This window comes from Acidovorax sp. LjRoot38, assembly GCF_964252975.1.
Taxonomy (GTDB): Bacteria; Pseudomonadota; Gammaproteobacteria; order Burkholderiales; family Burkholderiaceae_C; genus Acidovorax; species Acidovorax facilis.
In genome coordinates this window covers 1-23,929 of record NZ_CAXUPT020000001.1, presented here as the reverse complement: position 1 = coordinate 23,929, position 23,929 = coordinate 1, and the positions used below count along the sequence as shown (strand labels likewise).

The following is a 23,929-nucleotide window of genomic DNA, read 5'->3' as shown; positions in this document are numbered from 1 at the left end:
CCCCACAGATTCTCCGTTTGGCAAGCCCTCTGTCAGTCCAGTTGCCCAGCCAGGGGGCATTGAGGGGGCCGTGGCCCATCCCATGAGAAAATCGCGGGTTATTCCACCGAACACTCAGGACAAGAATCATGGACGCAGAACGCATCAACCTCATCGGCACCACCCTCAGCGACCTGGCTCTGCGCACGCAAGAGTTACGGAGGTATCTTTGACTTCGATGCCAAATTTGAACGCCTGCGCACGGTAAACGCATCGCTGGAAGACCCTGCGGTCTGGAACGACCCCAAGAAGGCCCAGGAGCTGGGCAAGGAACAAAAGTCTCTCTCCAGTGTGGTCGTCACGCTCGACAAGCTCACGCGCGAGCTGGCCGACAACGCCGAGCTGTATGAGATGAGCAAGGAGGAAGGCGACGAGCCGGGCCTCATGACCATCGAGGCCGAAACCGCCAAGCTGCGCCCGCTGATCGAAGAGCTGGAGTTTCGCCGCATGTTCAGCAACGAGGCCGACCCGCTCAACTGCTTTGTGGACATCCAGGCCGGCGCCGGCGGCACCGAGGCATGCGACTGGGCGAGCATGCTGCTGCGCCAGTACCTCAAGTACGCCGAACGCAAGGGCTTCAAGACCACGGTCGAGGAAGAAACCCCGGGCGACGTGGCCGGCATCAAGAGCGCCACGATCAAAGTTGAGGGCGAATACGCCTATGGCCTGCTGCGCACCGAAACCGGCGTGCACCGCCTGGTGCGCAAGAGCCCCTTCGACTCGTCGGGCGGCCGCCACACCAGCTTTGCCAGTTTGTTCGTCTACCCCGAGATTGATGACTCGATCCAGATCGACATCAACCCGGCCGATGTGCGCACCGACACCTACCGCGCATCGGGCGCGGGCGGCCAGCACATCAACAAGACCGACTCGGCCGTGCGCCTGACGCACATCCCCACGGGCATCGTGGTGCAGTGCCAGGACGGCCGCAGCCAGCACGGCAACCGCGACATCGCCTGGCAACGCCTGCGTTCGCGCCTGTACGACCACGAGATGCGCAAGCGCCAGGAAGAGCAGCAAAAGCTGGAAGACACCAAGACCGATGTGGGCTGGGGCCACCAGATCCGCTCGTACGTGCTGGACAACAGCCGCATCAAGGACCTGCGCACCAACGTCGAAATCTCGGCCACGCAGAAGGTGCTCGACGGCGACCTGGACGCCTTCATCGAAGCTTCGTTGAAGCAAGGCGTCTAAGCGATGCGGATGCGCACCGACGCCATCATCTTCGACATGGACGGCACCATGATCGACTCCATGCCCTGGCACGCCCAGGCGTGGGTCGAGTTTGCACGCCGCCGTGGCATGGACATTGACGTGCCCGATCTCATGGCACGCACCACGGGCCGCAACGGCACCGAGTGCATCGTGGAGCTGCTGGGGCGCCCCGTGTCGCAAGACGAGGCCGACGCGCTCACGCACGAAAAGGAAACCATCTACCGCGAACTGTTCGCCCCCCGCTTTTCCGAAGTGGCGGGTTTTCGCCAGTTCGCAACCCAGGTGCGTGCGCGCGGGCTCAAGGTGGCAGTGGGTACTGCGGGCGACATCGGCAATGTGGAATTCGCCCTGGGCCACCTGGGCCTGGAACCGGCCCCACAGGCCATCGTGCGCGGCGACGAGGGCCTGCCTGGCAAGCCCCAGCCCGCCATCTTTCTGGAGGCGGCACGCCGCATTGCGGCAGCCCCCGAGCACTGCATCGTTTTTGAAGACGCGCCTTTTGGCATTGAGGCCGCACGCCGCGCCGGCATGCGCGCCGTGGCCATCTGCAGCACCCACACGCCCGAACAACTGGCCGGGCCCCATGTGCTGGCTGCCGTGCGCGACTACACCGAACTCATGAACACCGACTTTCTGGAGAGCATCCATGTTGCAACTGCATAGCGCAGACGGAAGCGGAGACGGCGCAGGCCCGGCCGCCGCCATCCGCCGCGAGGACTACACGGCCCCCGCCTACTGGATCGACAGCGTCGAGCTGACCTTCGACCTGGACCCCAACAAGACCCGCGTGCTGAACCGCATGACGCTGCGCCGCAACCCCAACGTGGCGGCGCAGCCGCTCAAGCTCGATGGCGATGACCTGAACCTGGCACGTGTGCTGGTTAACGGCCAGGGCACCTCGTTCAAGATGGAAGGCACCCGCCTGGTGCTGGAGAACCTGCCTGAAGGCTCCGAGCCCTTTGCGCTCGAAATCTTCACCACCTGCTGCCCCGCCAAGAACACGCAGCTCATGGGCTTATACGTGAGCCAGGGCACCTTCTTCACGCAGTGCGAGGCCGAGGGCTTTCGCCGCATCACCTACTTCCTGGACCGCCCGGACGTGATGGCCAGCTACACCGTCACGCTGCGCGCCGACAAGGCCCAGTACCCGGTGCTGCTGAGCAACGGTAATCTGGTGGACAGCGGCGAGCTGGAAGACGGCCGCCACTTTGCCAAGTGGGTGGACCCGCACAAGAAGCCCTGCTACCTGTTCGCCCTGGTGGCGGGCAAGCTGGTGGCGCGCGAGCAGAAGATCAAGAGCCGCTCGGGCGCCGACCACCTGCTGCAGGTCTACGTGCGCCCCGGCGATCTGGGCAAGACCGAACACGCCATGAACTCGCTGATGTACAGCGTGGCCTGGGACGAAGCCCGCTTCGGCCTGCCGCTGGACCTGGAACGCTTCATGATCGTTGCCACCAGCGACTTCAACATGGGCGCGATGGAGAACAAGGGCCTGAACATCTTCAACACGAAGTACGTTCTGGCGAGCGAATCCACGGCCACCGACACCGACTTCGCTAACATCGAAAGCGTGGTGGGCCACGAGTACTTCCACAACTGGACGGGCAACCGCGTGACCTGCCGCGACTGGTTCCAGCTGAGCCTGAAGGAAGGCCTCACGGTCTTCCGCGACCAGGAATTCAGCATGGACCTCGCGGGCAGCCCCTCGGCCCGCGCCGTCAAGCGCATCGAAGACGTGCGCGTGCTGCGCACGGCACAGTTCCCCGAGGACGCGGGCCCCATGGCCCACCCGGTGCGTCCCGACAGCTACGTCGAGATCAACAACTTCTACACCGTCACCATCTACGAAAAGGGTGCGGAAGTGGTGCGCATGCAGCACAACCTGGTAGGCCGCGAAGGCTTTGCCAAGGGTATGAAGCTGTACTTCGAGCGCCACGACGGCCAGGCCGTGACCTGCGACGATTTTGTGCAGGCCATCGCCGATGCCAACCCAGGCAGCCCGCTCACGCTGCATCTGGCCCAGTTCAAGCGCTGGTACAGCCAGGCCGGCACTCCCCGCGTGCGCGCCACGGGCCGCTACGACGCGGCCACGCGCTGCTATGCGCTCACACTGTCGCAAAGCTGTGCCCCTACGCCCGGCCAAAGCGAGAAGCAGCCTTTCGTCATCCCGGTCGAGCTGGGCCTGATCGATGCCACCACCGGTGCCGCCCTGCCCTTGCACCTCGCGGGTGACGGCGCTGCAGAAGGCGCAGCCCCCACCACCTCGCGCGTGGTGGTGCTCACCGAGGCATCGCAGACCCTGACCTACACCAACCTGGACGCCGAGCCGGTGCCGTCGCTGCTGCGCGGTTTCAGCGCCCCGGTGGTGCTGGACATCGACTACACCGATGCGCAGTTGCTCACTCTGCTGGCGCACGACGCCGACGCCTTCAACCGCTGGGAAGCAGGGCAACGCCTTGCGCTTCGCACCGCTATCAATGCAATAGCTGACAGCGCAATGGGGACAAGCGCTAGCGGCCAATTTGACCATCAAATTCTTGCTGCGGAATTTGTGGATGCCATGCGCAGCGTGCTGCGCAACCCAGCGCTCGACGCGGCCTTCAAGGAGCTGGTGCTCACGCTGCCATCCGAAACCTACATTGCAGAGCAGCTTGCGGTGGTGGACCCACAGCGCATCCATGCCGTGCGCGAAGCCATGCGCGAGCAACTGGCCCTGTCGCTGCAGGCCGACTGGGAAGCGGCCTGGGAGCAGAACCAGGACACCGGTGGCTACAGCCCCGATCCTGTGTCCTCGGGCCGCCGCGCACTCAGCGGGCTGGCGCTGCACATGCTGTGCATCGCCGCGCAGAAGACGGGCGACGTGGTCTGGCCCGGCAAGGCGTACCAACGCTTCAAGGTGGCCACCAACATGACGGACCGCTTCAACGCCCTGACTGCCCTGGTGGCCAGCGGCAGCGAACTGGCCACACCCGCCCTCGCCCGCTTCCATGCGCTGTTCAAGGACGAGCCCCTGGTCATCGACAAGTGGTTTGCGCTGCAGGCCGGTGCGCCCGACCGTGGCGGCAACGTGCTGCCCGCAGTGCGCCAGCTCATGGCGCATCCAGACTTCAGCCTGAAGAACCCCAACCGCGCACGCAGCGTGATCTTCAGCTACTGCAGTGCAAACCCCGGCGCCTTCCACCGGTCGGATGCCGCAGGCTACGTGTTCTGGAGCGACCGTGTGATCGAGCTGGACGCCATCAACCCGCAGGTCGCTGCCCGCCTCGCGCGCGCGCTCGACCGCTGGAAGAAGCTGGCAGACCCCTGGCGCAGCGCCGCCCGCGAAGCCATTGCCCGCGTAGCCGCCAAGCCGGATCTGTCCAACGACGTGCGCGAGGTGGTGACCCGCGCACTCGCCGAATAAACCACGACCGAGAAGAGACCGACATGGCAAAAAGCATCAGCCTGACCCGCTACCTTGTTGAACAGCAACGGGTGGACGGACTCATCCCCTCGCAACTGCGCCTACTCCTGGAAGTGGTGGCACGCGCCTGTAAGAGCATCAGCCACGCCGTGAACAAAGGCGCGCTGGGCGGCGTGCTGGGCACGGCCAGCAGCGAGAACGTGCAGGGCGAGATCCAGAAAAAGCTCGACATCATCGCCAACGAGGTGCTGATCGAAGCCAACGAATGGGGCGGCCATCTGGCGGCCATGGCCTCGGAAGAAATGGACGGCATCTACCTGGTGCCCAACCGCTATCCGCAAGGCGAATACCTGCTGCTGTTCGATCCTCTCGATGGTTCGAGCAACATCGACGTGAACGTGAGCATCGGCACCATCTTCAGCGTGCTGAAAAAGCCCGACGACGACCGCGGCGTGGAGGCCGGCGACTTCCTGCAGCCCGGCACCGCGCAAGTGGCTGCGGGCTACTGCATCTACGGCCCGCAGACCACACTGGTGCTCACCGTGGGCGACGGCGTGGCCATGTTCACGCTCGACCGCGAACAAGGCTCCTTCGTGCTAACCGAAGAGAACGTGCGCATTCCCGAAGACACCAAGGAATTCGCCATCAACATGAGCAACATGCGCCACTGGGACGAGCCCGTGAAGCGCTACATCGACGAATGCCTGCAAGGCAAGGAAGGCCCGCGCGGCAAGGACTTCAACATGCGCTGGATTGCCAGCATGGTGGCCGATGTACACCGCATCCTGACCCGGGGTGGCGTCTTCATGTACCCCTGGGACAAACGCGAGCCCAACAAGCCCGGCAAGCTGCGCCTGATGTATGAAGCCAACCCCATGGGCTGGCTGGTCGAGCAAGCTGGCGGCGCCGCCACCAACGGCAAACAACGCATCCTGGACATCCAGCCCACGCAGTTGCATGAACGCGTCAGCGTGATCCTCGGCTCAAAAAATGAGGTCGAGCGCGTGACCAGCTACCATTCCACGCTATAATTCGAGGCTAAGCCGGTGTAGCTCAGTCGGTAGAGCAGCTCATTCGTAATGAGAAGGTCGGGTGTTCGATTCATCTCTCCGGCACCAAATGAAAGCCCCTGATCCGCAAGCGTCAGGGGCTTTTTGCATAAGATTGCTGCGCAAATCCTTGTCGCACTCCATCGTGGCGTAAACGTTGTGACACCGGTCAGCAACGCCACCGAAAAGACCAGGCAGGGCTCGCAATCATCCTGCGCCCAGCCAAGGTCAGGGCTTGGGATCCCTCTGCCCCTGTTGCGCGAATGCGAGGTCCGGCAGCGACAACGTGGCCTCAGCCACCTCCAGCAGGCGGCGGTTCTGGTCCATCGAGGTTTTTTGCAACACTCTGAAGGCGACCTCCTCGTTCATGCCAAGTCGGGCCATCAACACTCCTTTGGCGCGCTCTATGACCTTGCGCTCGTTGAGCGTGCGGCGCGCAGCATCCAGCTCTGCTTCCATGCTGGCCATGCGGGCCGTCTGGGTCTGCAGCAGCTCCATGAGAGATGCGGGTTCCCCCGCTTGGGCGCCACCCGGAGGTGCTGGCACTACAGTGGGCGCCAGTGCCATGTCAAAAAACCGATCCACGGCATGCGTACGCTGCGGCGGGTTGTCGCGCAGTCCGCGCAGCAGGCCTTTGGAGTCCTGAAGGTCTTGCTGAGCTTCGAGGATGCGCGCCTCGCAGTCCGCCCGCAAGCGTTTGACCAAATCGACCTGGAGGTGCCACAGCGCATTGATGCGCTCGGAACAAACATCGAACCAGATGTCACTGAGATCGCCGTCCAGCGCAGCGTCTGGCCGAGCCACACACAGCGTTCGGCGCAAGCGCTCCAACTTGGCCACACCGGGAGATAGCTGTTGTTGCTCCCATCGCACGCGCAGTTCTGGCTCGGCGAACTCGGCGAAGACACGCAGGCTACGCTCCTGCGCATCGATGAGGTGAATCACACGCTGCTGGTGCGCTTCGTTGCTGCGGCCGGAGGCATACAGCAAGGCTCCCAAAGCCCGCTCCTGGCCCGCCTCCTCCTCCGCTTGCACGAGGTGCAGCAACGCCACCAGCAGGCGAGACACGCTGGGCAAACCCGCCGCATCGGCTACATGGAAGACCAACTCGATCAGCCCTGCAATGAGGTGGCTGTATGCGGCGACAGAATCGTTGGCACTCATTGCCTGGCGTTCGATCTGGGTGCGCAGCGCTGGCAACGACTCCATCCCGAGCAGCGCCCATGCCATCAGCGACAGCGCCTTGGCAGTGGCGCCCTGTGCAGGCTCGATGTGCTGAGCAAACACTTCACGCAGCCGGGCCTCCAAGGGGCCCACCTCTTCGACCACCCGCAGGCGCATGTCGGCAAAACGCTTTGCCTTGGAGGCCAGGAAGGCCCCTGACGCGCCCCGCTCGCGCTGCAGGCCCTGGATCAGTTGCCCGATCACATCCACCAGTTCAGCCCGACTGGCCAGATGGCGCACAGCATCAATCTCCAGTTGCTTGGAACGCAGGACAAGGTTCGATACGGACAAGGGCGCCGCGAGGTCGGGCATGCAGGTTTCCTGGGTTGTTTAGGGCGCAGCCGGAGTGCCGCGACGTGGATGCGATTGTGTCAGGCTGCCGGCGCGCCAGCCACGCTGACACGACCACGTACGGCACGCACGCTGTAGGTGCGAACCGAATGCTCCGGCATTTCCAGGCATTCGCCCGTCTGCAGGTCAAAGTGGTTCTTGTACAGCGGTGAAGCCACCACCACGCGGCCGCTCAGGCTGCCGATCAGCCCGCGCGACAGCACACTGGCGCCTGACTTGGGATCCACATTGTCAATGGCGAAGAACTGGTCGCTGCCAGTGCGGAAAACCGCCACGTGGAGATCGGCGACCAGGGCGCAGACGCCGGTGTTGGGGAGGATGTCATCCACCGCACAGATGTCGGTCCAGTCGAGGGAATCGGTGCTGTTCATGGGGAGTGCACTCATGGTCTATTCCTTTCAGGCCGCCTGGCGGATGGGGATCACTCTGGCCGACACAGGGCCACGCTCATCGGCGCGCGCCGGGCGGATCTGGCCGCGCTCTTCGACGAAGAGCACGTTCTCATCGGCCTGGTCGCTGTTCACGAACGAGCGGAAGCGCTTGCGCGTCTCGGGGTCGGTCACGGCCGCCTTCCACTCGCACTGGTAGGTGTTCACCACGTTTTGCATCTGCGATTCAAGCTCGGCGCACAGGCCCAGGCTGTCTTTTTGCAGCACGTCCTTGAGATAGTCGAGGCCCCCTTCGAGGTTTTCGCGCCAGGTGCTTGTGCGCTGCAACCGGTCTGCCGTGCGCACGTAGAACATCAGCACGCGGTCGATCATGCGCACCAGTTCTTCCTTCGTCAGGTCGGAGGCAAACAGCTCGGCGTGGCGTGGCTTCATGCCACCGTTGCCGCAGATGTAGAGATTCCAGCCCTTTTCAGTGGCAATGACGCCAATGTCCTTGCCCTGCGCCTCGGCGCATTCGCGCGTGCAGCCCGACACGCCGAACTTGATCTTGTGCGGGGCACGCAGGCCCTTGTAACGGTTCTCCAGCTCCACGGCCAAGCCCACGCTGTCCTGCACTCCGTAGCGGCACCACGTGGAGCCCACACAGCTCTTCACGGTGCGCAGCGACTTGCCGTAGGCGTGGCCGGATTCAAAACCGGCGGCGATCAGCTCTTCCCAAATCAACGGCAACTGCTCCACCCGCGCACCAAACATGTCCACGCGCGCACCGCCCGTGACCTTGGTGTACAGCCCATATTTCTTAGCCACCTGGCCCACGGCGATCAGGCCGTCGGGTGTGACTTCGCCACCGGGCATGCGTGGCACCACCGAGTAGGTGCCGTCCTTCTGGATGTTGCCCAGGAAGTAGTCGTTGCTGTCCTGCAGGCCGGCCAGCTCCTTCTTGAGCACAAATTCGTTCCAGCACGAGGCGAACACACTGGCCGCCACGGGCTTGCAGATATCGCAGCCCATGCCTTTGCCATGCTTTGCCAGCAGGTCCTCGAAGCTCTTGATCTGGCCCACACGCACCAGGTGGTAGATCTCCTGGCGCGAGTAAGCGAAGTGCTCGCAGATGTGGTTGTTCACGGCCATGCCACGGCGCGCCATTTCCGCCTTCATGACCTGGGTGACCAGGGGCACGCAGCCGCCGCAGGTGGCACCCGCCTTGGTGCAGGCCTTCATCTCGGCAATGGTGCACGCCCCATTGCCCACGGCCTCGCAGATGCCACCCTTGGTGACGTTATTGCACGAGCAGATCTGTGCCGTATCAGGCAACGCCTCTACACCCAGTCCGGGCTTGGCCTTGCCTTCGCTGGACGGAAAAATCAGGAACTCGGGGTCATCGGGGAGCGTGATGCCGTTCAGGGCCATCTGCAGCAACGTGCCGTATTCGGAGGCATCGCCGATCAGCACGGCGCCCAGCAGCTGCTTGCCATCCTCGCTGATGACGATCTTTTTGTAGACCTGGCGACGCTCGTCCACGTACTGGCAGGTGCGGCTGTGCGGCGTTTTCCCATGCGCGTCGCCAATGCTGGCTACGTCCACGCCCATGAGCTTGAGCTTGGTGCTCATGTCCGCACCGACGAAAGCCGCGTCGGTCTCACCCGCGATGTGGCGGGCGGCCACACGCGCCATGTCGTAGCCGGGCGCGACCAAGCCGAAGGTCTGCTCGTTCCACGAGGCGCATTCGCCGATGGCGTAGACATCGTGGTCGCTGGTACGGCAGGCGCTGTCGATGGCCACACCGCCGCGCGGGCCAATGGCCAGAAGGCTTTGGCGCGCCAGCTCGTCACGTGGGCGGATGCCAGCGGAGAACACGATCATGTCGGTCTCCAGCCAGATGCCGTCGGCAAACACCATGCGGTGGCGTGCGCGGGCGCCATCGGTGATCTCCTGCGTATTGCGGCCGGTGTGCACCTGCACGCCCAGTTCTTCGATCTTGGCGCGCAGCACGCGGCCACCGCCCTCATCCACCTGAACAGCCATGAGCCTGGGAGCGAACTCGACCACATGGGTTTCGAGGCCCATGTCGCGCAGCGCCTTCGCGCATTCCAGGCCCAGCAGCCCCCCGCCCACGACCACGCCGGTCTTCGATTTGGCACCCGAGGCCTGCATGGCCTCCAGGTCTTCGATGGTGCGGTAGACAAAGCAGTGATCGCGGTCGCGTCCGGGCACCTGGGGCACGAAGGGATTGGAGCCGGTGGCCAACACCAGCTTGTCGTAGGTGAGCACTTCGCCATCCGCCGTGGTCACGGTGCGGATGCGACGGTCCACCGATGCAGCGCGCGCGGCCAGGCGCAACGTGAAGCCGGTGCGCTCGAAGAAGCCGGGTTCGACAAGCGAAAGTTCATCGGCCGAGGTGCCACTGAAGAAGGCCGACAGATGCACCCGGTCGTAGGCAGGGCGCGGCTCCTCGCACAGCACGGTGACCTCGACACCAGTCATGCCGGTTTCGGCCAGACTTTCGAGGAACTTGTGGCCGACCATGCCGTGGCCAATGAGAACGATTTTCATGCTTGCTCATCCTGCAAGAACCCGGGGAACCGTTTCGAGGGGTGCAGGATGTGCCATGCCAGCGGCACAGCACACCCTCCGCGGAACCACGGGCGTGGGTTGGAACTACCAAGCGGGCGACTGCAAAAAAAGCCGCAACTCGCTCGGGTGTTCCGCCATCATTAGCGGAGGGTATCGATCGGTCCGCAGGCAGCTTCACCAGCAGACACGGAAGGGGATCGCAATATTCATGCCGCACCATCCGAGGCCATGCCAAGCCCCTGTGGGCGGACCAGGTAGGGCTGACCGGATCGTTCTCTGGAGTACCGCCCGGTGGCGGAATGCATCAATGCAGTGCAGCACCTCACCAAATCAGGGCAATCACCCATACCGGTAGCGAGCTGCAAGGACTGGAGTCGCCAGGCTTTGGCAAAGGCTTGGGCGGTGGACACTTTGGAATCTTCCGATTCACCAAAGCATCTGCAGTGTCACCCTTGCAACCCACCTTGCCTTGCGGTCATCTTTTCATTTCCAAACAAAGCGAGCTCCGGCAGACTGGCACGGCAGGACGGAGGCGACTGGCAACCACCGAGCATCACGTTCATGAAGCACCGACAGCCCCAGCCCCCATCAATACCCATGACCCCACCAGCATGAGCGCCAGTATGAACACCGACCGGAGAGTCAACACCGACAGACGCAACGGGCAGGACCGCCGACAAACAGAAAAAGGCCCTCCCAGTAACTACGAACGCAGGCGTGCCGTGGAGGCACGGCAACCGGAATTGACGGAGCTGCATCTGGACGAAGAAGAACTCAAAGCGCTGGGATTTATAAAAACCACATCCATGCCACAAAGCCCGACTTGATATCTGCGGTGCCCCACAAGCGCCTGAAGCCGGTTGCCCAAACCCACAGGGATACACCGTTGCCCCGCTTCAGGTCCGCCACTCAGCAGCGTCCTGTTTCAATCTCCGTGGAGCGCAAGCAGACGGTGCGCCACCATGTCCAATGCAGGCCGGGTGTTGCCCTGCTTGTCCGTCCAGACTCTCGGTGTGATGCTGCCCGAAAGCGCGAGTGAATCCCCATCGCGCAGGTGATGAATTGCAGCGCAAACACCCACCTCAAACGCAATCACATTCACAAAAAGCAACTCGCCATCCGCCGTGTTTGCACGCACCTTGGCCACAGTGAAAGGCTTTCCAGCCTTGTCGGTACGCTGCTCGGAATCACCGTAAAGCCTTCCGGCCACGAGTCCATCGATCATGAAAGTCCTCCGCCCCGGCGGGCCATCACCTGTTTTCGATCAGCACACAGCGCGCTCCCTGGCGGCCAGCCCGCACAACAAGCCCTAAGAGTGCAGCGGTCAGGAGGCATGGCACAAATCATTCAGGGATACCTCTGAGCGCCCTCTCAAGCAAAAAAGCCCAGAACCTTTCGGTTCTGGGCTTTTGCTATCAATGGTCGGCGTGGCGGGATTCGAACTCGCGACCCCTTGCACCCCATGCAAGTGCGCTACCAGGCTGCGCTACACGCCGACAAGATTTAGATTATATGCACAAAAAACCTCAGTTCAGAGAAAGCAGCGCACGAATCTCAAATAATTCTTTGCGCACCGCATTGGAGTCCAGGGTGAACCCCATCGCCTCGATGGAAAGGTCACGCGCGCTATCCACCAGCATGCTGGGCATCTGGGAATCCAGGCCATCACCATTCAATGCAGCGTCGGTTCCGGAATCATCGCGGGCCGGATGCGCAAGCTCCTGCAGACGATTGCGTGCACCACTGATTGTGAACCCCTGGTCGTACAGCAGATCGCGGATGCGGCGGATCATCAACACCTCATGGTGCTGGTAATAGCGCCGATTGCCGCGCCGCTTCATGGGACGCAACTGCGTGAACTCCTGCTCCCAATAGCGCAAAACATGGGGCTTGACGCCACACAACTCCGCGACCTCACCAATCGTGAAGTAGCGCTTGGCAGGGATGGAAGGAAGCGGGGTGCCCATGGGTTGTGGATTCAAACCGAACAGCCGACTAGCGTACTGCAGACGCGCACAGACCGCCAGCCATCGGCAACATTCTGGTCACAAAAAGCGCACAAATTCACGAGGCAGCGGCCGTCTGGATCTGCTCCTTGAGCTTGCTGCTGGCATGAAACGTCACGACCCGGCGCGCTTTGATCGGAATGGCCTCGCCCGTGCGCGGATTACGACCAGGTCGTGGAGCCTTGGTCCGAATCTGAAAGTTGCCGAAGCCCGACAACTTGACATCCTTGCCCTCCACAAGGCTCTGGGAGATCAGGTCAAAGAACGCATCGATCATGTCCTTGGACTCGCGCTTGTTCAGGCCGATTTGGTCGAACAGCAGATCGGCCAGCTGCGCCTTGGTCAGCGCTGGGGTCTCCAGGCTTTCGACTGCGAATTCGATCATGATTTATCACTCCCTTTGGACATCGTCACATCCGCAGCCGTGCGCCCGCACGCTGCGCCAGCTGTGCGACCACGGCTTGCACCGCCGCCTCGATCTCGGCCTCTGTGAGCGTGGCCTCGTCACGCCCCAGAGTGAGACGCACAGCCAGGCTCTTCTCGCCGGGAGCCAGGCCACCTGCGGGGGTCTCTTCACCGGCACGCAGTGCCTTGGGCCGGTACACGTCAAACAGCACGGCAGACCGCAGCATGCCATCGGGAACGGCCTGCTCCACCGCACCCATGATGTCGGCGTGCGTCACGCGCTCGGCCACCACTACGGCCAGATCACGCTCAACAGCCTGATGCTTGGCCACTGGCTTGAACTGGGGCACTACGCGTTGCAGCACGGCGTCGAGCTCCAGCTCGAACATCACAGGCGCCTGTGGCAAATCCCACGACTGGCGCCACTGAGGGTGCAACTCGCCCACAAAACCTATGGCACGCCCATTCACCAGCACGCGCGCACACCGGCCGGGGTGCATGGCAGGATGGGTCGCAGGTTCAAACATGGCCTCCACAGGCGCCAGGAGCGCCTCCACATCGCCCTTCACGTCAAAGAAATCGATAGCCTGCTCTTTGCGGCCCCATTGCAAGGTGTCGTTCGGGCCATACGCGAGGCCTGACACTCGCATAGGCTGATGAAAGCCCTCCACGGTGGTGTCCGTGTTGCGCACACTCGCGTCGCGCAGGAACACGCGGCCCAGTTCGAACACCCGCACACGCTGTGCTTTGCGGTCCAGGTTGAACTTCAAAACTTGTAGCAGAGAACCCAGCAAGGTAGAGCGCATCACACTCATCTGGCTCGCAATGGGGTTCAGCAGCTTGATGGGTTGTGTGTTGGCGGCCAGTTCGTGCTCCCAGCGCTCTTCCACAAAACTGAAGTTGATCGTCTCCTGGTACCCCAGGCCTGCCAATGAACGGCGCACCGCAAACGGGCTGCGCGTGGCCTCGGCCGGCAACTTGGGCGTAATGGGCGCCAGCGGTGGGGTGGTGGGGAGGTTTTTGTAACCCACCATGCGCGCCACTTCTTCGATCAGGTCTTCCTCGATCGTGATGTCGAACCGGAACGACGGTGGCGTGACGGTGAGCGTACCCTCGCCCTGCACCACGGGCAGCCCCAGACGCTGCAATGCATCAGCGCATTGCGCCTGGGTGAGGGGCATACCGATGACCTTGGCCGCACGTGCGACACGCAGTGCGACCGGCCGGGGTACCGGCAGATTCACCGCATGATCATCCATGGGGCCACATACCGTGCCAGGCGTACCGCAGATATCAATCACAAGCTGTGTGATGCGCTCGATGTGCTCCACTGTCAGGCTCGGGTCCACACCCCGCTCAAAGCGATGGCCTGCGTCGGTCGAGAAGTTGAAGCGGCGCGAGCGCCCTGCCACCGCCTTGGGCCACCAGAAGGCGGCCTCAATGTAAATGTGCTGGGTATCGTCGGAAACTGCCGTGGCGTCGCCGCCCATGATGCCGGCCAGCGACTCGACTTGGCTGTCGTCGGCGATCACACCCACCTTGTCGTCCACGGTGATGGTGTTGCCGTTGAGCAGCTTGAGCTGTTCACCGGGCTTGCCCCAGCGCACATCCAGGCCGCCGTGGATCTTGTCCAGATCAAAAATGTGAGACGGGCGCCCCAGCTCAAACATCACGTAGTTGGAGATATCCACCAACGGCGACACACCACGCTGGCCGCAACGGGCCAGGCGATCCAGCATCCATTGGGGCGTGGCAGCCCGCGTGTTCACGTTGCGCACGATGCGGCCGGAGAAGCGGCCGCACAGGTCAGGAGCGCTCACCTTGACCGGCAACCGGTCGGCAAGCTTGGTAGCAACGGCGGGGAACGAGGGTTGCTGCAGCGGCACCCCGGTCAGTGCGGACACTTCGCGCGCAATCCCATAGACGCTGAGGCAATGCGCTAGGTTGGGCGTGAGCTTGAGGGTGAACAGCGTGTCATCCAAGTTCAAGTGTTCACGGATGTCCTGGCCCACCGGCGCAGAAGCATCGAGTTCGAGCAAACCGCCATGGTCCTCGGACAGCTTGAGTTCGCGCGCCGAGCACAACATGCCCTGGCTTTCCACACCGCGCAGCTTGCCCACCTTGATGAGGAACGGCTTGCCGTCGTCACCCGGCGACAGTTCGGCCCCCACCAGCGCACAAGGCACCTTGATGCCCACACGGGCGTTGGGAGCACCACACACGATATTCAGCAAGGCCCCCTGCCCCACGTCCACTTGGCACACGCGCAAGCGGTCGGCGTCCGGGTGCTGAACGGCTTCCTTGATTTCGCCGACCACAATTTTCGTGAAAGGCGGCGCCACGGGCCGCAATTCTTCAACTTCCAGACCCGCCATGGTCAGCGTGTCGGCCAGTTCTTGGGTGGTCAGCGGTGGGTTGCAAAATTCGCGCAACCAGGACTCAGGGAATTGCATAGTGAAGAGATTCTTTGGCGTTTGCTCTGAAAAAAATAGCTGCTTGCGCTTGTCTGTTCTTTATTTCAATGTCAAAAGGCGATGAAACCCATTGAAATCAAGCGCTAGCAGCTCACTTTTTTGCTTTATTGGAACTGCGACAGGAAACGAATGTCGCCGTCGAAGAACAGGCGCAGGTCGTTCACGCCATAGCGCAACATGGTCAGGCGGTCCGGTCCCATGCCAAAGGCAAAGCCGATGTACTTTTCGGGGTCGAGGCCCATGTTGCGCACCACGTTGGGGTGCACCTGGCCCGAGCCTGCCACCTCCAGCCAACGGCCGGCCAATGGGCCCGTCTGGAACTGGATGTCGATCTCAGCGCTGGGCTCCGTGAAGGGGAAGAAGCTGGGACGGAAGCGCAGCACGAGGTCGTCACTCTCGAAGAACGTGCGGCAAAAATCCGTGAAGATGACCTTCAGATCCTTGAAACTCACGTTTTCGCCAACCCACAGGCCTTCGCACTGGTGGAACATGGGCGAGTGCGTGGCGTCACTGTCCACCCGGTAGGTGCGGCCCGGCGCAATGACGCGGATCTCGGGCATCGCTTGGCCGGCATCCAGCGCGGCACGGTGCTTTTTGACATGCTGCACCGCGTGGCGGATCTGCATGGGGCTGGTGTGCGTGCGCAGCAGGTTGGGGGCAGTGGCAGTGCCGCCCTCGACATAAAACGTGTCATGCATGGACCGCGCAGGGTGGTCTTCCGGCGTATTCAATGCGGTGAAGTTGAACCAGTCGGTTTCGATCTCGGGGCCTTCGGCGACGTCAAAACCCATGGAGCCAAAGATGCCCTGGATGCGTTCAAGCGTAAGGGACACCGGGTGAAGACCACCCTGCCCGCGCTGGCGGCCTGGCAGGCTCACATCCAATGCCTCGGCCTTGAGCTGAAGCTGCAATTCTGCGTCGGCCAGCGCCTGGCGGCGTGCGGTCAGTGCGGCTTCAATGGCTTGCTTGGCCACATTGATGGCTGCGCCACGGGATTTTTTTTCCTCGACGGACAGCTGCGCCATGCCCTTCATCAGCTCGGTCACGCGGCCCGACTTGCCCAGAAACTGCGCCTTGGCGTTTTCCAGATCAGCGGGGGTGGCGCTTTGGGCAAACAGTTGCGTCGCGCTCTCGACCAGGGAATCCAACTCGTTCATACGACTCTTTATCGCTCGTGAAAAATAAACAAGGGCTAGCGCCTTTTCAAGCTCTAGCCCTTGCTGTTATTGCGCAAGCAGCTATCAGAACGATAGCCGCTCATCGTGATCTCAAGCAGCCAGCTTGGCCTTGACTTGGTTCACGATGCTGCCAAAGGCAGCCTTGTCGTGCACGGCGAGGTCGGCCAGCATCTTGCGGTCGATCTCGATGGATGCCTTCTTCAGGCCGTTGGCGAACTGGCTGTAGGTCAGGCCCAGTTCACGGGCAGCGGCGTTGATACGGGCGATCCACAACTGGCGGAACACGCGCTTCTTGGTGCGGCGGTCACGGTAGGCATATTGCCCAGCCTTCATTACCGCCTGTTTGGCGATACGGTAGACATTACCGCGGCGACCACGGAAGCCCTTGGCAAGGGCGAGAACTTTCTTGTGACGGGCACGGGCCGTTACACCACGTTTGACGCGAGGCATGTATGTACTCCTTGTTCGTCGTTATTAAAGGCCAGCACTGGGCAGCATTTGTGCGATCGAGCCCATGTTGGTCTCATGCACAGCAACTGCACCACGCAGGTGGCGCTTGTTCTTGGTGGTCTTCTTGGTCAAGATGTGACGTTTGAAGGCTTGACCGCGCTTGACGGTGCCACCGGGACGAACGCGGAAACGTTTTTTCGCGCTGCTCTTGGTCTTCATTTTGGGCATGTGAATGCTCCTTTTGTTTGTGCTCGTGAGGCGTTTGCAAACCGATCTGCAAACTTGTTGGCCCCGAGCCACTTTTATCGAAGGGTTCGCACCCTTCGCTCAGCAGTGCCGAAACACTGCCTTTTCGAACCCTGCTCCGATGACGGAGCAGGGTTCAAAATCTCATACCAACCCGCACAACTTCAGGCCGCGGTGCCCGTTGCCGGAGCAACCTCTGCTGCTGGCTTGGCACCAGCAGGCTTTTTCTTGCCCGGGGCAATCATCATGATCATCTGGCGGCCTTCCAGCTTGGGAAACTGCTCGATGATGATACTGTCTGCCAATTCGTCACGAATCCGGTTCAGCAAAGCCAAGCCCAGTTCTTGGTGCGTGATTTCGCGCCCCCGGAATCGCAGCGTGATCTTGCACTTGTCGCCATCCGCCAGAAAACGGCGGATGTTGCGCATCTTGATGTTGTAGTCGCCATCGTCCGTGCCCGGACGGAACTTGACTTCCTTGATCTCAATGACCGTTTGCTTGGCTTTGGCTTCCGCCGCACGCTTTTGCTCTTGGTACTTGAACTTGCCGTAGTCCATGAGGCGGCACACTGGAGGGTTCGCCGTAGCGGCGATCTCCACCAGATCCACATCCAACTCGCCCGCCATGCGCAGGGCTTCCATCAGACTGACAACACCCAAAGGCTCGTTATCAGGACCCGAAAGACGGACCTCCGGAGCCATGATTTCACGGTTCAGGCGGTGCTTGCGCTCTTCACGGTGGCGACGATCACGAAATTCAGTAGCGATGGCTATCTTCCTTCAATCAAAATACTACAAACTTTGTAGCTACAACCGTACACATGGCAGGCGCCGAAGCATGTTTTCACTAAAAATCAGGCTTTGGTGGCAATGTCTTGGGCGATCAGCTCAGCGAACGCTTCAACAGACATCACGCCGAGGTCACGATTGCCCCGGCCGCGCACTGCGACGGCTCCTGCGGCCTTTTCCTTGTCGCCCGCGACAAGGATGTACGGCAGCTTTTGCAACGAATGCTCACGTATTTTATACGTAATCTTTTCGTTGCGCAGATCGACCGCCACCCTAAGGTCTTGATTTGGCAGTGCTTTTTGCAGCTTTGCGGCAATTTCGCGACAGTAATCAGCCTGTGCGTCGGTGATGTTGAGCACCGCAACCTGCACCGGAGCGAGCCAGACAGGGAATGCCCCCGCATAGTGTTCGATCAGCATCCCAATGAACCGCTCCATGCTGCCCACAGTCGCACGATGCAGCATCAGTGGGCGCTTGCGGCTGCCGTCTTCGGCCACGTATTCGGCGTCCAGACGCTCAGGAAGATTGGGGTCGATCTGCATCGTGCCGCACTGCCATTGGCGGCCCAGCGCGTCCTTGAGCGTGTACTCGATCTTCGGACCATAGAACGCTCCCTCACCTTCGGCAATCTCGAACTCGCAACCCGAATGGCGCAGGCCATCCATCAGCGCCTTCTCCGCGCGGTCCCACGATTCGTCCGTGCCAATGCGCGCCTCGGGCCGTGTGGCCACCTTGTAGATGATGTCGGTAAAGCCAAAGTCCTTGTAGACCTTCTGCACCAGCGCCGTGTAGTTGGCACACTCTTCCAGCACCTGCTCTTCCGTACAGAAAATGTGCCCGTCATCCTGCGTGAAGCCGCGCACGCGCATGATGCCGTGCAGGCCGCCCGTGGGCTCATTGCGGTGGCAGGCACCGAACTCGCCGTAGCGCAATGGCAGGTCGCGGTAGCTCTTGATCCCCTGCTTGTAGATCAGGATGTGGCCGGGGCAGTTCATCGGCTTGAGCGCGTACTCGCGCTTTTCCGACTCGGTCGTGAACATGTTGTCGCGGTACTTGTCCCAGTGGCCCGTTTTCTCCCACAGGCTCTTGTCCAGGATCTGCGGACCCTTCACCTCCTGGTAGCCGTTATTGCGATAGACGCGGCGCATGTACTGTTCCACCTCCTGCCACAAAGCCCAGCCCTTGGGGTGCCAGAACACGGTGCCGGGCGAATGCTCATCCATGTGGAACAGGTCCAGTTCACGCCCCAGCTTGCGGTGGTCGCGCTTTTCGGCCTCTTCCAGCATGGTGAGGTACTGCTGCAGTTCTTCTTTGGAAGTCCAGGCCGTGCCATAAATACGCTGCAGCATCTCGTTGCGGTGGTCGCCACGCCAGTAGGCGCCCGCTACCTTCATAAGCTTGAAGAACTTCAGCTTGCCCGTGCTGGGCACATGGGGGCCACGGCATAGGTCTTCGAAATTGCCTTCGCGGTACAGGCTCACGTCTTCATTGCTGGGGATGCTCGCAATGATCTCGGCCTTGTAGTGCTCGCCCAGGTCCTTGAAATAGGCCACGGCCTCGTCGCGCGGCAGAACGCGGCGTACCACGGGCTCGTCCTTGGCGGCGAGTTCGGCCATGCGCTTTTCGATGGCCACCAGGTCCTCAGGCGTGAAGGGGCGCTTGTACGCAAAGTCGTAGAAGAAACCGTTCTCGATCACCGGGCCGATGGTCACCTGGGCTTCCGGGAACAGCTCCTTGACGGCATAGGCCAGCAAGTGGGCTGTGGAGTGGCGAATGACCTCCAGGCCATCGGCATCCTTGGCCGTGATGATGGACAGTGGGCTGTCGGCCGTGATCTGGTAACTGGTGTCCACCACCTTGCCGTCAATCTTGCCGGCCAGAGCCGCCTTGGCCAGACCGGTGCCGATAGAGGCCGCCACTTCGGCCACCGTGACAGGACCCGGGAATTCGCGCTGCGAGCCATCAGGAAGCGTGATGTGAATCATGGGAGTAACTCTTTCTTTTCAATCAGTGCAATGGATGCGGGCACGCGCCAGGCCCAGAAACAAAAAAAAGCGCGGAACGGGTCCGCGCTTTCTGGATGAGGAGTGCAATCTCGTGCAGGCGCGAACAGCCAGCCTTAACGGCCAGTCAACATCTCCGATGTAGTTCGCGGTGTCATAACCAGATTGCCTTTCTCGCTCTTGTAAGTGGAATTTTTGGCATTTTACCCCCGCCCCGGGATCGATTGCCCAGACAACGCGCTTGCGCACATCATCAAAGACGTTTCGCTTACACAACTGGAGCACCCATGAACACGCCCGCCCCATGAGCAAAACTGTGCGATGATTTTTGGCGGTAGTCAATCTGGCAACTACAGTCGGTGCGTCGAAATGTGAGAAAGTCCTGCACTAGGGCGTCACCAAGCCAGGCGTCCCGGTAACACGGGCGTCAAGCAACAGCACCCCGCTAGCACCGATTGCGCAGCCACACCCCAAGGCAGCACTTCGGTACCCCCCCCACACTGGCTCGTAGCTGATCTTCGGCCAGGATCGGCTTTATGAGAATGTTTATGCACCCTGAGATTTCCGTTGTCATCCCTGTCTATTGTGAAGAAGCCGGCATCCGCTTCACCTTGCGGGAGGTCGAGAAATTTCTGGCTGTGTCAGCCTCCACCTGGGAAATCGTGGTGGTGGATGATGGGTCCAAAGACAACACATGGAATGAAATTACCGCTATCTCTCAAACCATGGCCCGGTTGCGGGGTCTGCGTCTGAGTCGCAATTTTGGCAAGGAAGCGGCGGTGTCGGCAGGCCTGGAGGCGGCACGAGGCAAGGCGGTGATCATCATGGACGGCGACATGCAGCACCCTCCTTCCCTGCTCCCGACCATGATCGAAACCTGGCGCACTGGCGAGTTCGACATCGTGGAAGCGGTCAAATCCAGCCGGGGCGACGAATCCAGCCTCTCTGCTGCAAGGGCAAAACTGTTTTATCTTATTTTGCGGGCGTTCTCCGGCCACGACTTGAACGGCGCGTCCGACTACAAACTGCTTGATCAACGGGTCATCGAGGCGTATCGCACGATGAAAGAACGCAACGTCTTCTTTCGCGGCATGATCAGCTGGATGGGGTTCCGGTCTACGCAGATCCCCTTCGAGGTGGAGCCCCGCATCGCTGGAGATTCGGGATGGTCTGTCTTTGGCCTGATTCGCCTTGCGGCCGTTGCCGTCACAAGTTTCAGCACTTTTCCACTGCACCTGATCACAATCTTTGGTGTGCTCTTCTTCGCATTTTCCGTCATGCTGGGGATGCACACGGTGTATATGAAGTTGTCGGGAGCGGCGATCAACGGCTTTACCACCGTCATCTTGCTGCTACTGATCATCGGCAGCTCACTGATGATTGGCCTCGGAATCATCGGGGAGTATCTCGCGCGCATCTATGACGAGGTCAAACAACGACCCCGCTACATCGTCTCCCAGAAGCTGCCTCTGAACCAACCCGACAACCCCGCCAGCCCTTGATCCGGCAACGCAGGCCGCACGCCTGAGCGCTCCATGGCGCACTGACCCTTCTTTCTCCACCACGCGGGGGTCACGGCACCGCTATTTCACATTCACCACTGCCCTCATGCCCTCCTTTTCCAAACTGCTTCGCTATGGCGTTGTGGGTGTTATCGGTGCCGTAGTGCACATGTCCACCCTGTTCCTGATGGTGGAGCTTGGCTTAACAGGGCCGGTCGTTGCCACCACCACAGGGTTTGTATTTGCACTGCTGATCTCCTACGGAATGAACAGGATCTGGACCTTTGGATACGTTGGCAGCTACTGGGCGTCGCTGATGAGGTACTGCATCGTGTCGCTGATCGGCCTGGGGCTGAACATCCTCATCATCAAGCTGTTCACGGATTTTCTGGGCCTGTGGTACGGCTGGGGGGCGTTCGTAGCCGTGGGCGCCGTGGCACTGAACAATTTCCTTCTCAACAACGCCTGGACCTTCACGCACAAGACCTCGGACGTGCCCTAGACAAGCTCTGGCAACGGCCCATCACACCCCGCGCAACAGGGGTCTTGGGCTCTCTTGCCCTTCGAGGAACAGGGCGCAGCCCCCGGCAACAAGACGATCAAAAAGGTAGACATGCAGACAGCCGCTTTGATGACCCGCCAGCGAACATCAAGCTACTGGATAGCGCTGATCTTTGTCGCCATCCTGGGGGCCATACAGGTCTACTTCTTTGACATTACATTCCACGGCCCTGACCAGATCCGTGACGTGGAAATTGCACGCAGACTGATCCATCACCAGGAATGGCCGCTCAATGGTCCTCCGCTGTTCGGGGAACGTTTCAACCTGCCGCCAGGTTTTTACTACCTGCTCGCCCTGCCCCTTCTGATCAGGGACACCGAGGCTGCGATCTTCATCACATTCGGCGCTCTGTTTGCGCTGTCGGTCTGGTATTTGCTCCGCGTCATCCACGCACAGTTGGGTTCCAGATGTGCACTTGCCTATGCAGTGCTGGCATTCCCCGTCTTTGCGTCTTTCTACACCCACAGCGCCTGGAATCCTGCTCTGGTGATGACATTGAGCAATGTGGTCCTGGGGTTGTTCATCAGCCTTGCGCAACAGCACCGTCACGATGGGCTGTTGCTTCCGCTGGCGGCATTCCTGCTTGTACAAATCCACCCCTCTGCAGCGCCATTGTTGCTGGGCCTGGGAGCCTACGCAGTGCTGAACTACCAGGTTCTCCTGAACCGTAGAACGCTGGCTTCCCTGCTCCTCATTGCAGGGATGACAGCCGTGTGGGGAAGCCAATCAGGGGCCGTCTCGAAGCTGTTGTCGCCCGCGCCCGCGCCTGCGTCGGCCGCCACAGCCTCCGGCCATGGCTGGCTCAGCAATCTGTTGGACATGGACAAATGGCGTGACGTTTTCCTGATGCCCTACAGCGCCATTGAGAGCATCCAGCCGGCCATCAGTGGACTGGGCGCACTGACGGCCTTTCACCTGACTCTGATGCTGGGAGGGGTGTTGCTGGGCATCGTCTTTGCAGCAAAAGAGCGGGCCCTCCGCTGGATATTGCTCACCACGGTGCTGTGGTTCATCGTTTCCATGGCTTTTCTAAGCCAGGGCGCTTTTTGGCACCTGGACGTGGTGCACCCGTGGCTTGCAGTATTGGCGGCCTATGGTTTGGCGCGCGCCAGCGAAAAAGCGTCACTTTCGACCGGGCACTTCAATGCCCTAGCCACAACATCCTTGGTCCTCGTTGTCGTCGCCCATCTGAACCTTTACCTTCAGTTCGAGAAAAGGGGCAAATACGATCTCCTGCTCGCGTCGCTGTTTTTCCCCAAACTCGAACCCCTGGAATACAAGATTCCGGGGTACACATTCAAGTACCTGCATGCGATGCGCGACGGCCTGTCGAGCCGAGGGATTTGCCAGGACCAAGTCATCGGCCTGGACCCCATGGTGATGGGCAACGCCGTCAACCGGACGCTCGACGCGCCTTGCCCCTCTCCGGCTACGACGGGGCAGGTTTCGCAGACCCTTTATTTCATCGCCAACGATCAGGATGCACTCCGGTTCGACTTCACCAAAGGCTTGCAGGCCATGACCACAGTAGGCGCCAGCGCGATTTATGCAGTCCGCAACACTGGTGCGCTGGTCAATGGCAAGGCAGAAAACAATGTCCTGTCCAACAAAAAGATGGACTACATGACCTTCCTGCCAGCACGACTCGCAGAAGGCCTGACCCTCACCCTCCCGCCTGCGCCAGAAACCATCGTGCGTGTTGCCTTGCGGTGCGGCAGGGACTACCCCATCGAACAACAGGCCCATTGGAAGGTGCAGGGCGCCGAGTACAAAAAACCCCTGACCACCGCGCATGCCCGGTACCTTGGTTCCAACTACTACGATCTGGAGTGGACACTGACCATGCCCGCAAGCCAAGTCTACGGCGCCACCATTTCGTCGACGCTGGGCCCACTGGACTGCGACGTTTCGGCAATTACCCGTCCCATCACTGCGCACTGAGGGGGCGAACTCCCCGGAAAGACCACGCAAAGCCCATGTGCGCGTACCGCCCGGCCCCGATGCGTCCAACACCAGACGAAAAAGAGAGACGGAAAAAAGCCACCCCAAGGGGTGGCTTTTTTTCTTGCTG

20 protein-coding genes and 2 tRNA genes are annotated in these 23,929 nt (G+C 61.2%); 9 read left to right on the top strand and 13 right to left on the bottom strand.

Going from position 1 to position 23,929, the window contains the following annotated elements; translation table 11 throughout:
* The first annotated feature begins 128 nt into the window (after positions 1–128).
* From prfB to ACSQ22_RS00090, 5 genes are all read left to right on the top strand, one after another.
* Positions 129–1,233, top strand: a protein-coding gene (gene prfB / locus ACSQ22_RS00110) for a peptide chain release factor 2 (protein WP_121420455.1) whose coding sequence is annotated in 2 segments (ribosomal slippage) — positions 129–209 and positions 211–1,233 — 1,104 coding nt in all. Because the reading frame shifts where the segments join, the coding sequence is not laid out codon by codon here.
* Between the two features lie 9 nt (positions 1,234–1,242).
* Entirely contained in the window at positions 1,243–1,917 is a 675-nt protein-coding gene (locus ACSQ22_RS00105; RefSeq protein WP_055402639.1) for an HAD family hydrolase, read from the top strand.
* Positions 1,901–4,657: an aminopeptidase N gene (pepN, locus tag ACSQ22_RS00100; RefSeq protein WP_436129043.1), complete on the top strand. Its 2,757-nt coding sequence runs from the start codon at positions 1,901–1,903 to the stop codon at positions 4,655–4,657. The genes ACSQ22_RS00105 and pepN overlap by 17 nt, the downstream gene beginning before the upstream one ends.
* A 23-nt stretch (positions 4,658–4,680) precedes the next feature.
* Positions 4,681–5,688, top strand: a complete 1,008-nt coding sequence (locus ACSQ22_RS00095; protein WP_436129042.1) for a class 1 fructose-bisphosphatase — start codon at positions 4,681–4,683, stop codon at positions 5,686–5,688.
* A gap of 11 nt (positions 5,689–5,699) precedes the next feature.
* Positions 5,700–5,775: transfer RNA gene (locus ACSQ22_RS00090), tRNA-Thr, on the top strand.
* A gap of 159 nt (positions 5,776–5,934) precedes the next feature.
* Here the strand turns inward: ACSQ22_RS00090 and ACSQ22_RS00085 are convergent.
* From ACSQ22_RS00085 to nirB, 3 genes are read right to left on the bottom strand one after another with little or no spacing between them, the layout of a single operon-like run.
* Entirely contained in the window at positions 5,935–7,242 is a 1,308-nt protein-coding gene (locus ACSQ22_RS00085; protein WP_228897938.1) for a nitrate- and nitrite sensing domain-containing protein, read from the bottom strand.
* Positions 7,243–7,301: 59 nt separating this feature from the next.
* Positions 7,302–7,667, bottom strand: a complete 366-nt coding sequence (gene nirD / locus ACSQ22_RS00080; protein ID WP_228897937.1) for a nitrite reductase small subunit NirD — start codon at positions 7,665–7,667, stop codon at positions 7,302–7,304.
* Between the two features lie 12 nt (positions 7,668–7,679).
* Positions 7,680–10,223: a nitrite reductase large subunit NirB gene (nirB, locus tag ACSQ22_RS00075; protein ID WP_436129041.1), complete on the bottom strand. Its 2,544-nt coding sequence runs from the start codon at positions 10,221–10,223 to the stop codon at positions 7,680–7,682.
* 644 nt (positions 10,224–10,867) lie between these two features.
* On the opposite strand from nirB, the gene ACSQ22_RS00070 reads away from it, so the two are divergent.
* Positions 10,868–11,071 (top strand): hypothetical protein, encoded by a 204-nt coding sequence (locus tag ACSQ22_RS00070; protein ID WP_082437674.1) that lies wholly within the window; start codon positions 10,868–10,870, stop codon positions 11,069–11,071.
* 98 nt (positions 11,072–11,169) lie between these two features.
* On the opposite strand, the gene ACSQ22_RS00065 is transcribed toward ACSQ22_RS00070, so the two are convergent.
* From ACSQ22_RS00065 to thrS, 10 genes are all read right to left on the bottom strand, one after another.
* Positions 11,170–11,469 (bottom strand): single-stranded DNA-binding protein, encoded by a 300-nt coding sequence (locus tag ACSQ22_RS00065; RefSeq protein ID WP_218300046.1) that lies wholly within the window; start codon positions 11,467–11,469, stop codon positions 11,170–11,172.
* A 194-nt stretch (positions 11,470–11,663) separates the two neighbouring features.
* Positions 11,664–11,740: transfer RNA gene (locus ACSQ22_RS00060), tRNA-Pro, on the bottom strand.
* Between the two features lie 30 nt (positions 11,741–11,770).
* The gene (locus ACSQ22_RS00055) at positions 11,771–12,211 is read right to left on the bottom strand and encodes a MerR family transcriptional regulator (RefSeq protein WP_055402676.1); all 441 of its coding nucleotides are present in this window, start codon (positions 12,209–12,211) and stop codon (positions 11,771–11,773) included.
* Positions 12,212–12,308: 97 nt separating this feature from the next.
* A complete protein-coding gene (locus ACSQ22_RS00050; protein ID WP_035198379.1) occupies positions 12,309–12,635 on the bottom strand; it encodes an integration host factor subunit alpha in 327 nt (108 codons plus the stop codon).
* Positions 12,636–12,660: 25 nt separating this feature from the next.
* On the bottom strand, positions 12,661–15,108 hold the full coding sequence (gene pheT / locus ACSQ22_RS00045) for a phenylalanine--tRNA ligase subunit beta (protein WP_436129040.1): 2,448 nt from the start codon (positions 15,106–15,108) through the stop codon (positions 12,661–12,663).
* A 125-nt stretch (positions 15,109–15,233) separates the two neighbouring features.
* A complete protein-coding gene (gene pheS, locus ACSQ22_RS00040; protein ID WP_228897934.1) occupies positions 15,234–16,286 on the bottom strand; it encodes a phenylalanine--tRNA ligase subunit alpha in 1,053 nt (350 codons plus the stop codon).
* A gap of 111 nt (positions 16,287–16,397) precedes the next feature.
* Entirely contained in the window at positions 16,398–16,757 is a 360-nt protein-coding gene (gene rplT / locus ACSQ22_RS00035; protein WP_121420463.1) for a 50S ribosomal protein L20, read from the bottom strand.
* A gap of 24 nt (positions 16,758–16,781) precedes the next feature.
* On the bottom strand, positions 16,782–16,985 hold the full coding sequence (rpmI, locus tag ACSQ22_RS00030; protein WP_055402683.1) for a 50S ribosomal protein L35: 204 nt from the start codon (positions 16,983–16,985) through the stop codon (positions 16,782–16,784).
* A gap of 182 nt (positions 16,986–17,167) precedes the next feature.
* Positions 17,168–17,776, bottom strand: coding sequence for a translation initiation factor IF-3 (gene infC, locus ACSQ22_RS00025; protein ID WP_082437675.1), 609 nt, complete (start codon positions 17,774–17,776; stop codon positions 17,168–17,170).
* Positions 17,777–17,856: 80 nt separating this feature from the next.
* Positions 17,857–19,776: a threonine--tRNA ligase gene (thrS, locus tag ACSQ22_RS00020; protein WP_436129039.1), complete on the bottom strand. Its 1,920-nt coding sequence runs from the start codon at positions 19,774–19,776 to the stop codon at positions 17,857–17,859.
* 566 nt (positions 19,777–20,342) lie between these two features.
* On the opposite strand from thrS, the gene ACSQ22_RS00015 reads away from it, so the two are divergent.
* From ACSQ22_RS00015 to ACSQ22_RS00005, 3 genes are all read left to right on the top strand, one after another.
* Entirely contained in the window at positions 20,343–21,296 is a 954-nt protein-coding gene (locus tag ACSQ22_RS00015; protein ID WP_082437676.1) for a glycosyltransferase family 2 protein, read from the top strand.
* Positions 21,297–21,402: 106 nt separating this feature from the next.
* A complete protein-coding gene (locus ACSQ22_RS00010) occupies positions 21,403–21,798 on the top strand; it encodes a GtrA family protein (RefSeq protein WP_436129038.1) in 396 nt (131 codons plus the stop codon).
* Positions 21,799–21,852: 54 nt separating this feature from the next.
* Complete coding sequence (locus tag ACSQ22_RS00005) at positions 21,853–23,799, top strand: hypothetical protein (RefSeq protein ID WP_436129037.1); 1,947 nt, start codon at positions 21,853–21,855, stop codon at positions 23,797–23,799.
* The last annotated feature ends 130 nt before the right edge of the window (positions 23,800–23,929 follow it).

Bases quoted from the DNA above. Each gene is read 5' to 3' on its own strand.
- ACSQ22_RS00105 (WP_055402639.1), top strand. From the start codon at position 1,243: ATGCGCACCGACGCCATCATCTTCGACATGGACGGCACCATGATCGAC.
- pepN (WP_436129043.1), top strand. From the start codon at position 1,901: ATGTTGCAACTGCATAGCGCAGACGGAAGCGGAGACGGCGCAGGCCCG.
- ACSQ22_RS00095 (WP_436129042.1), top strand. From the start codon at position 4,681: ATGGCAAAAAGCATCAGCCTGACCCGCTACCTTGTTGAACAGCAACGG.
- ACSQ22_RS00085 (WP_228897938.1), bottom strand. From the start codon at position 7,242: ATGCCCGACCTCGCGGCGCCCTTGTCCGTATCGAACCTTGTCCTGCGT.
- nirD (WP_228897937.1), bottom strand. From the start codon at position 7,667: ATGAGTGCACTCCCCATGAACAGCACCGATTCCCTCGACTGGACCGAC.
- nirB (WP_436129041.1), bottom strand. From the start codon at position 10,223: ATGAAAATCGTTCTCATTGGCCACGGCATGGTCGGCCACAAGTTCCTC.
- ACSQ22_RS00070 (WP_082437674.1), top strand. From the start codon at position 10,868: ATGAACACCGACCGGAGAGTCAACACCGACAGACGCAACGGGCAGGAC.
- ACSQ22_RS00065 (WP_218300046.1), bottom strand. From the start codon at position 11,469: ATGATCGATGGACTCGTGGCCGGAAGGCTTTACGGTGATTCCGAGCAG.
- ACSQ22_RS00055 (WP_055402676.1), bottom strand. From the start codon at position 12,211: ATGGGCACCCCGCTTCCTTCCATCCCTGCCAAGCGCTACTTCACGATT.
- ACSQ22_RS00050 (WP_035198379.1), bottom strand. From the start codon at position 12,635: ATGATCGAATTCGCAGTCGAAAGCCTGGAGACCCCAGCGCTGACCAAG.
- pheT (WP_436129040.1), bottom strand. From the start codon at position 15,108: ATGCAATTCCCTGAGTCCTGGTTGCGCGAATTTTGCAACCCACCGCTG.
- pheS (WP_228897934.1), bottom strand. From the start codon at position 16,286: ATGAACGAGTTGGATTCCCTGGTCGAGAGCGCGACGCAACTGTTTGCC.
- rplT (WP_121420463.1), bottom strand. From the start codon at position 16,757: ATGCCTCGCGTCAAACGTGGTGTAACGGCCCGTGCCCGTCACAAGAAA.
- rpmI (WP_055402683.1), bottom strand. From the start codon at position 16,985: ATGCCCAAAATGAAGACCAAGAGCAGCGCGAAAAAACGTTTCCGCGTT.
- thrS (WP_436129039.1), bottom strand. From the start codon at position 19,776: ATGATTCACATCACGCTTCCTGATGGCTCGCAGCGCGAATTCCCGGGT.
- ACSQ22_RS00015 (WP_082437676.1), top strand. From the start codon at position 20,343: ATGCACCCTGAGATTTCCGTTGTCATCCCTGTCTATTGTGAAGAAGCC.
- ACSQ22_RS00010 (WP_436129038.1), top strand. From the start codon at position 21,403: ATGCCCTCCTTTTCCAAACTGCTTCGCTATGGCGTTGTGGGTGTTATC.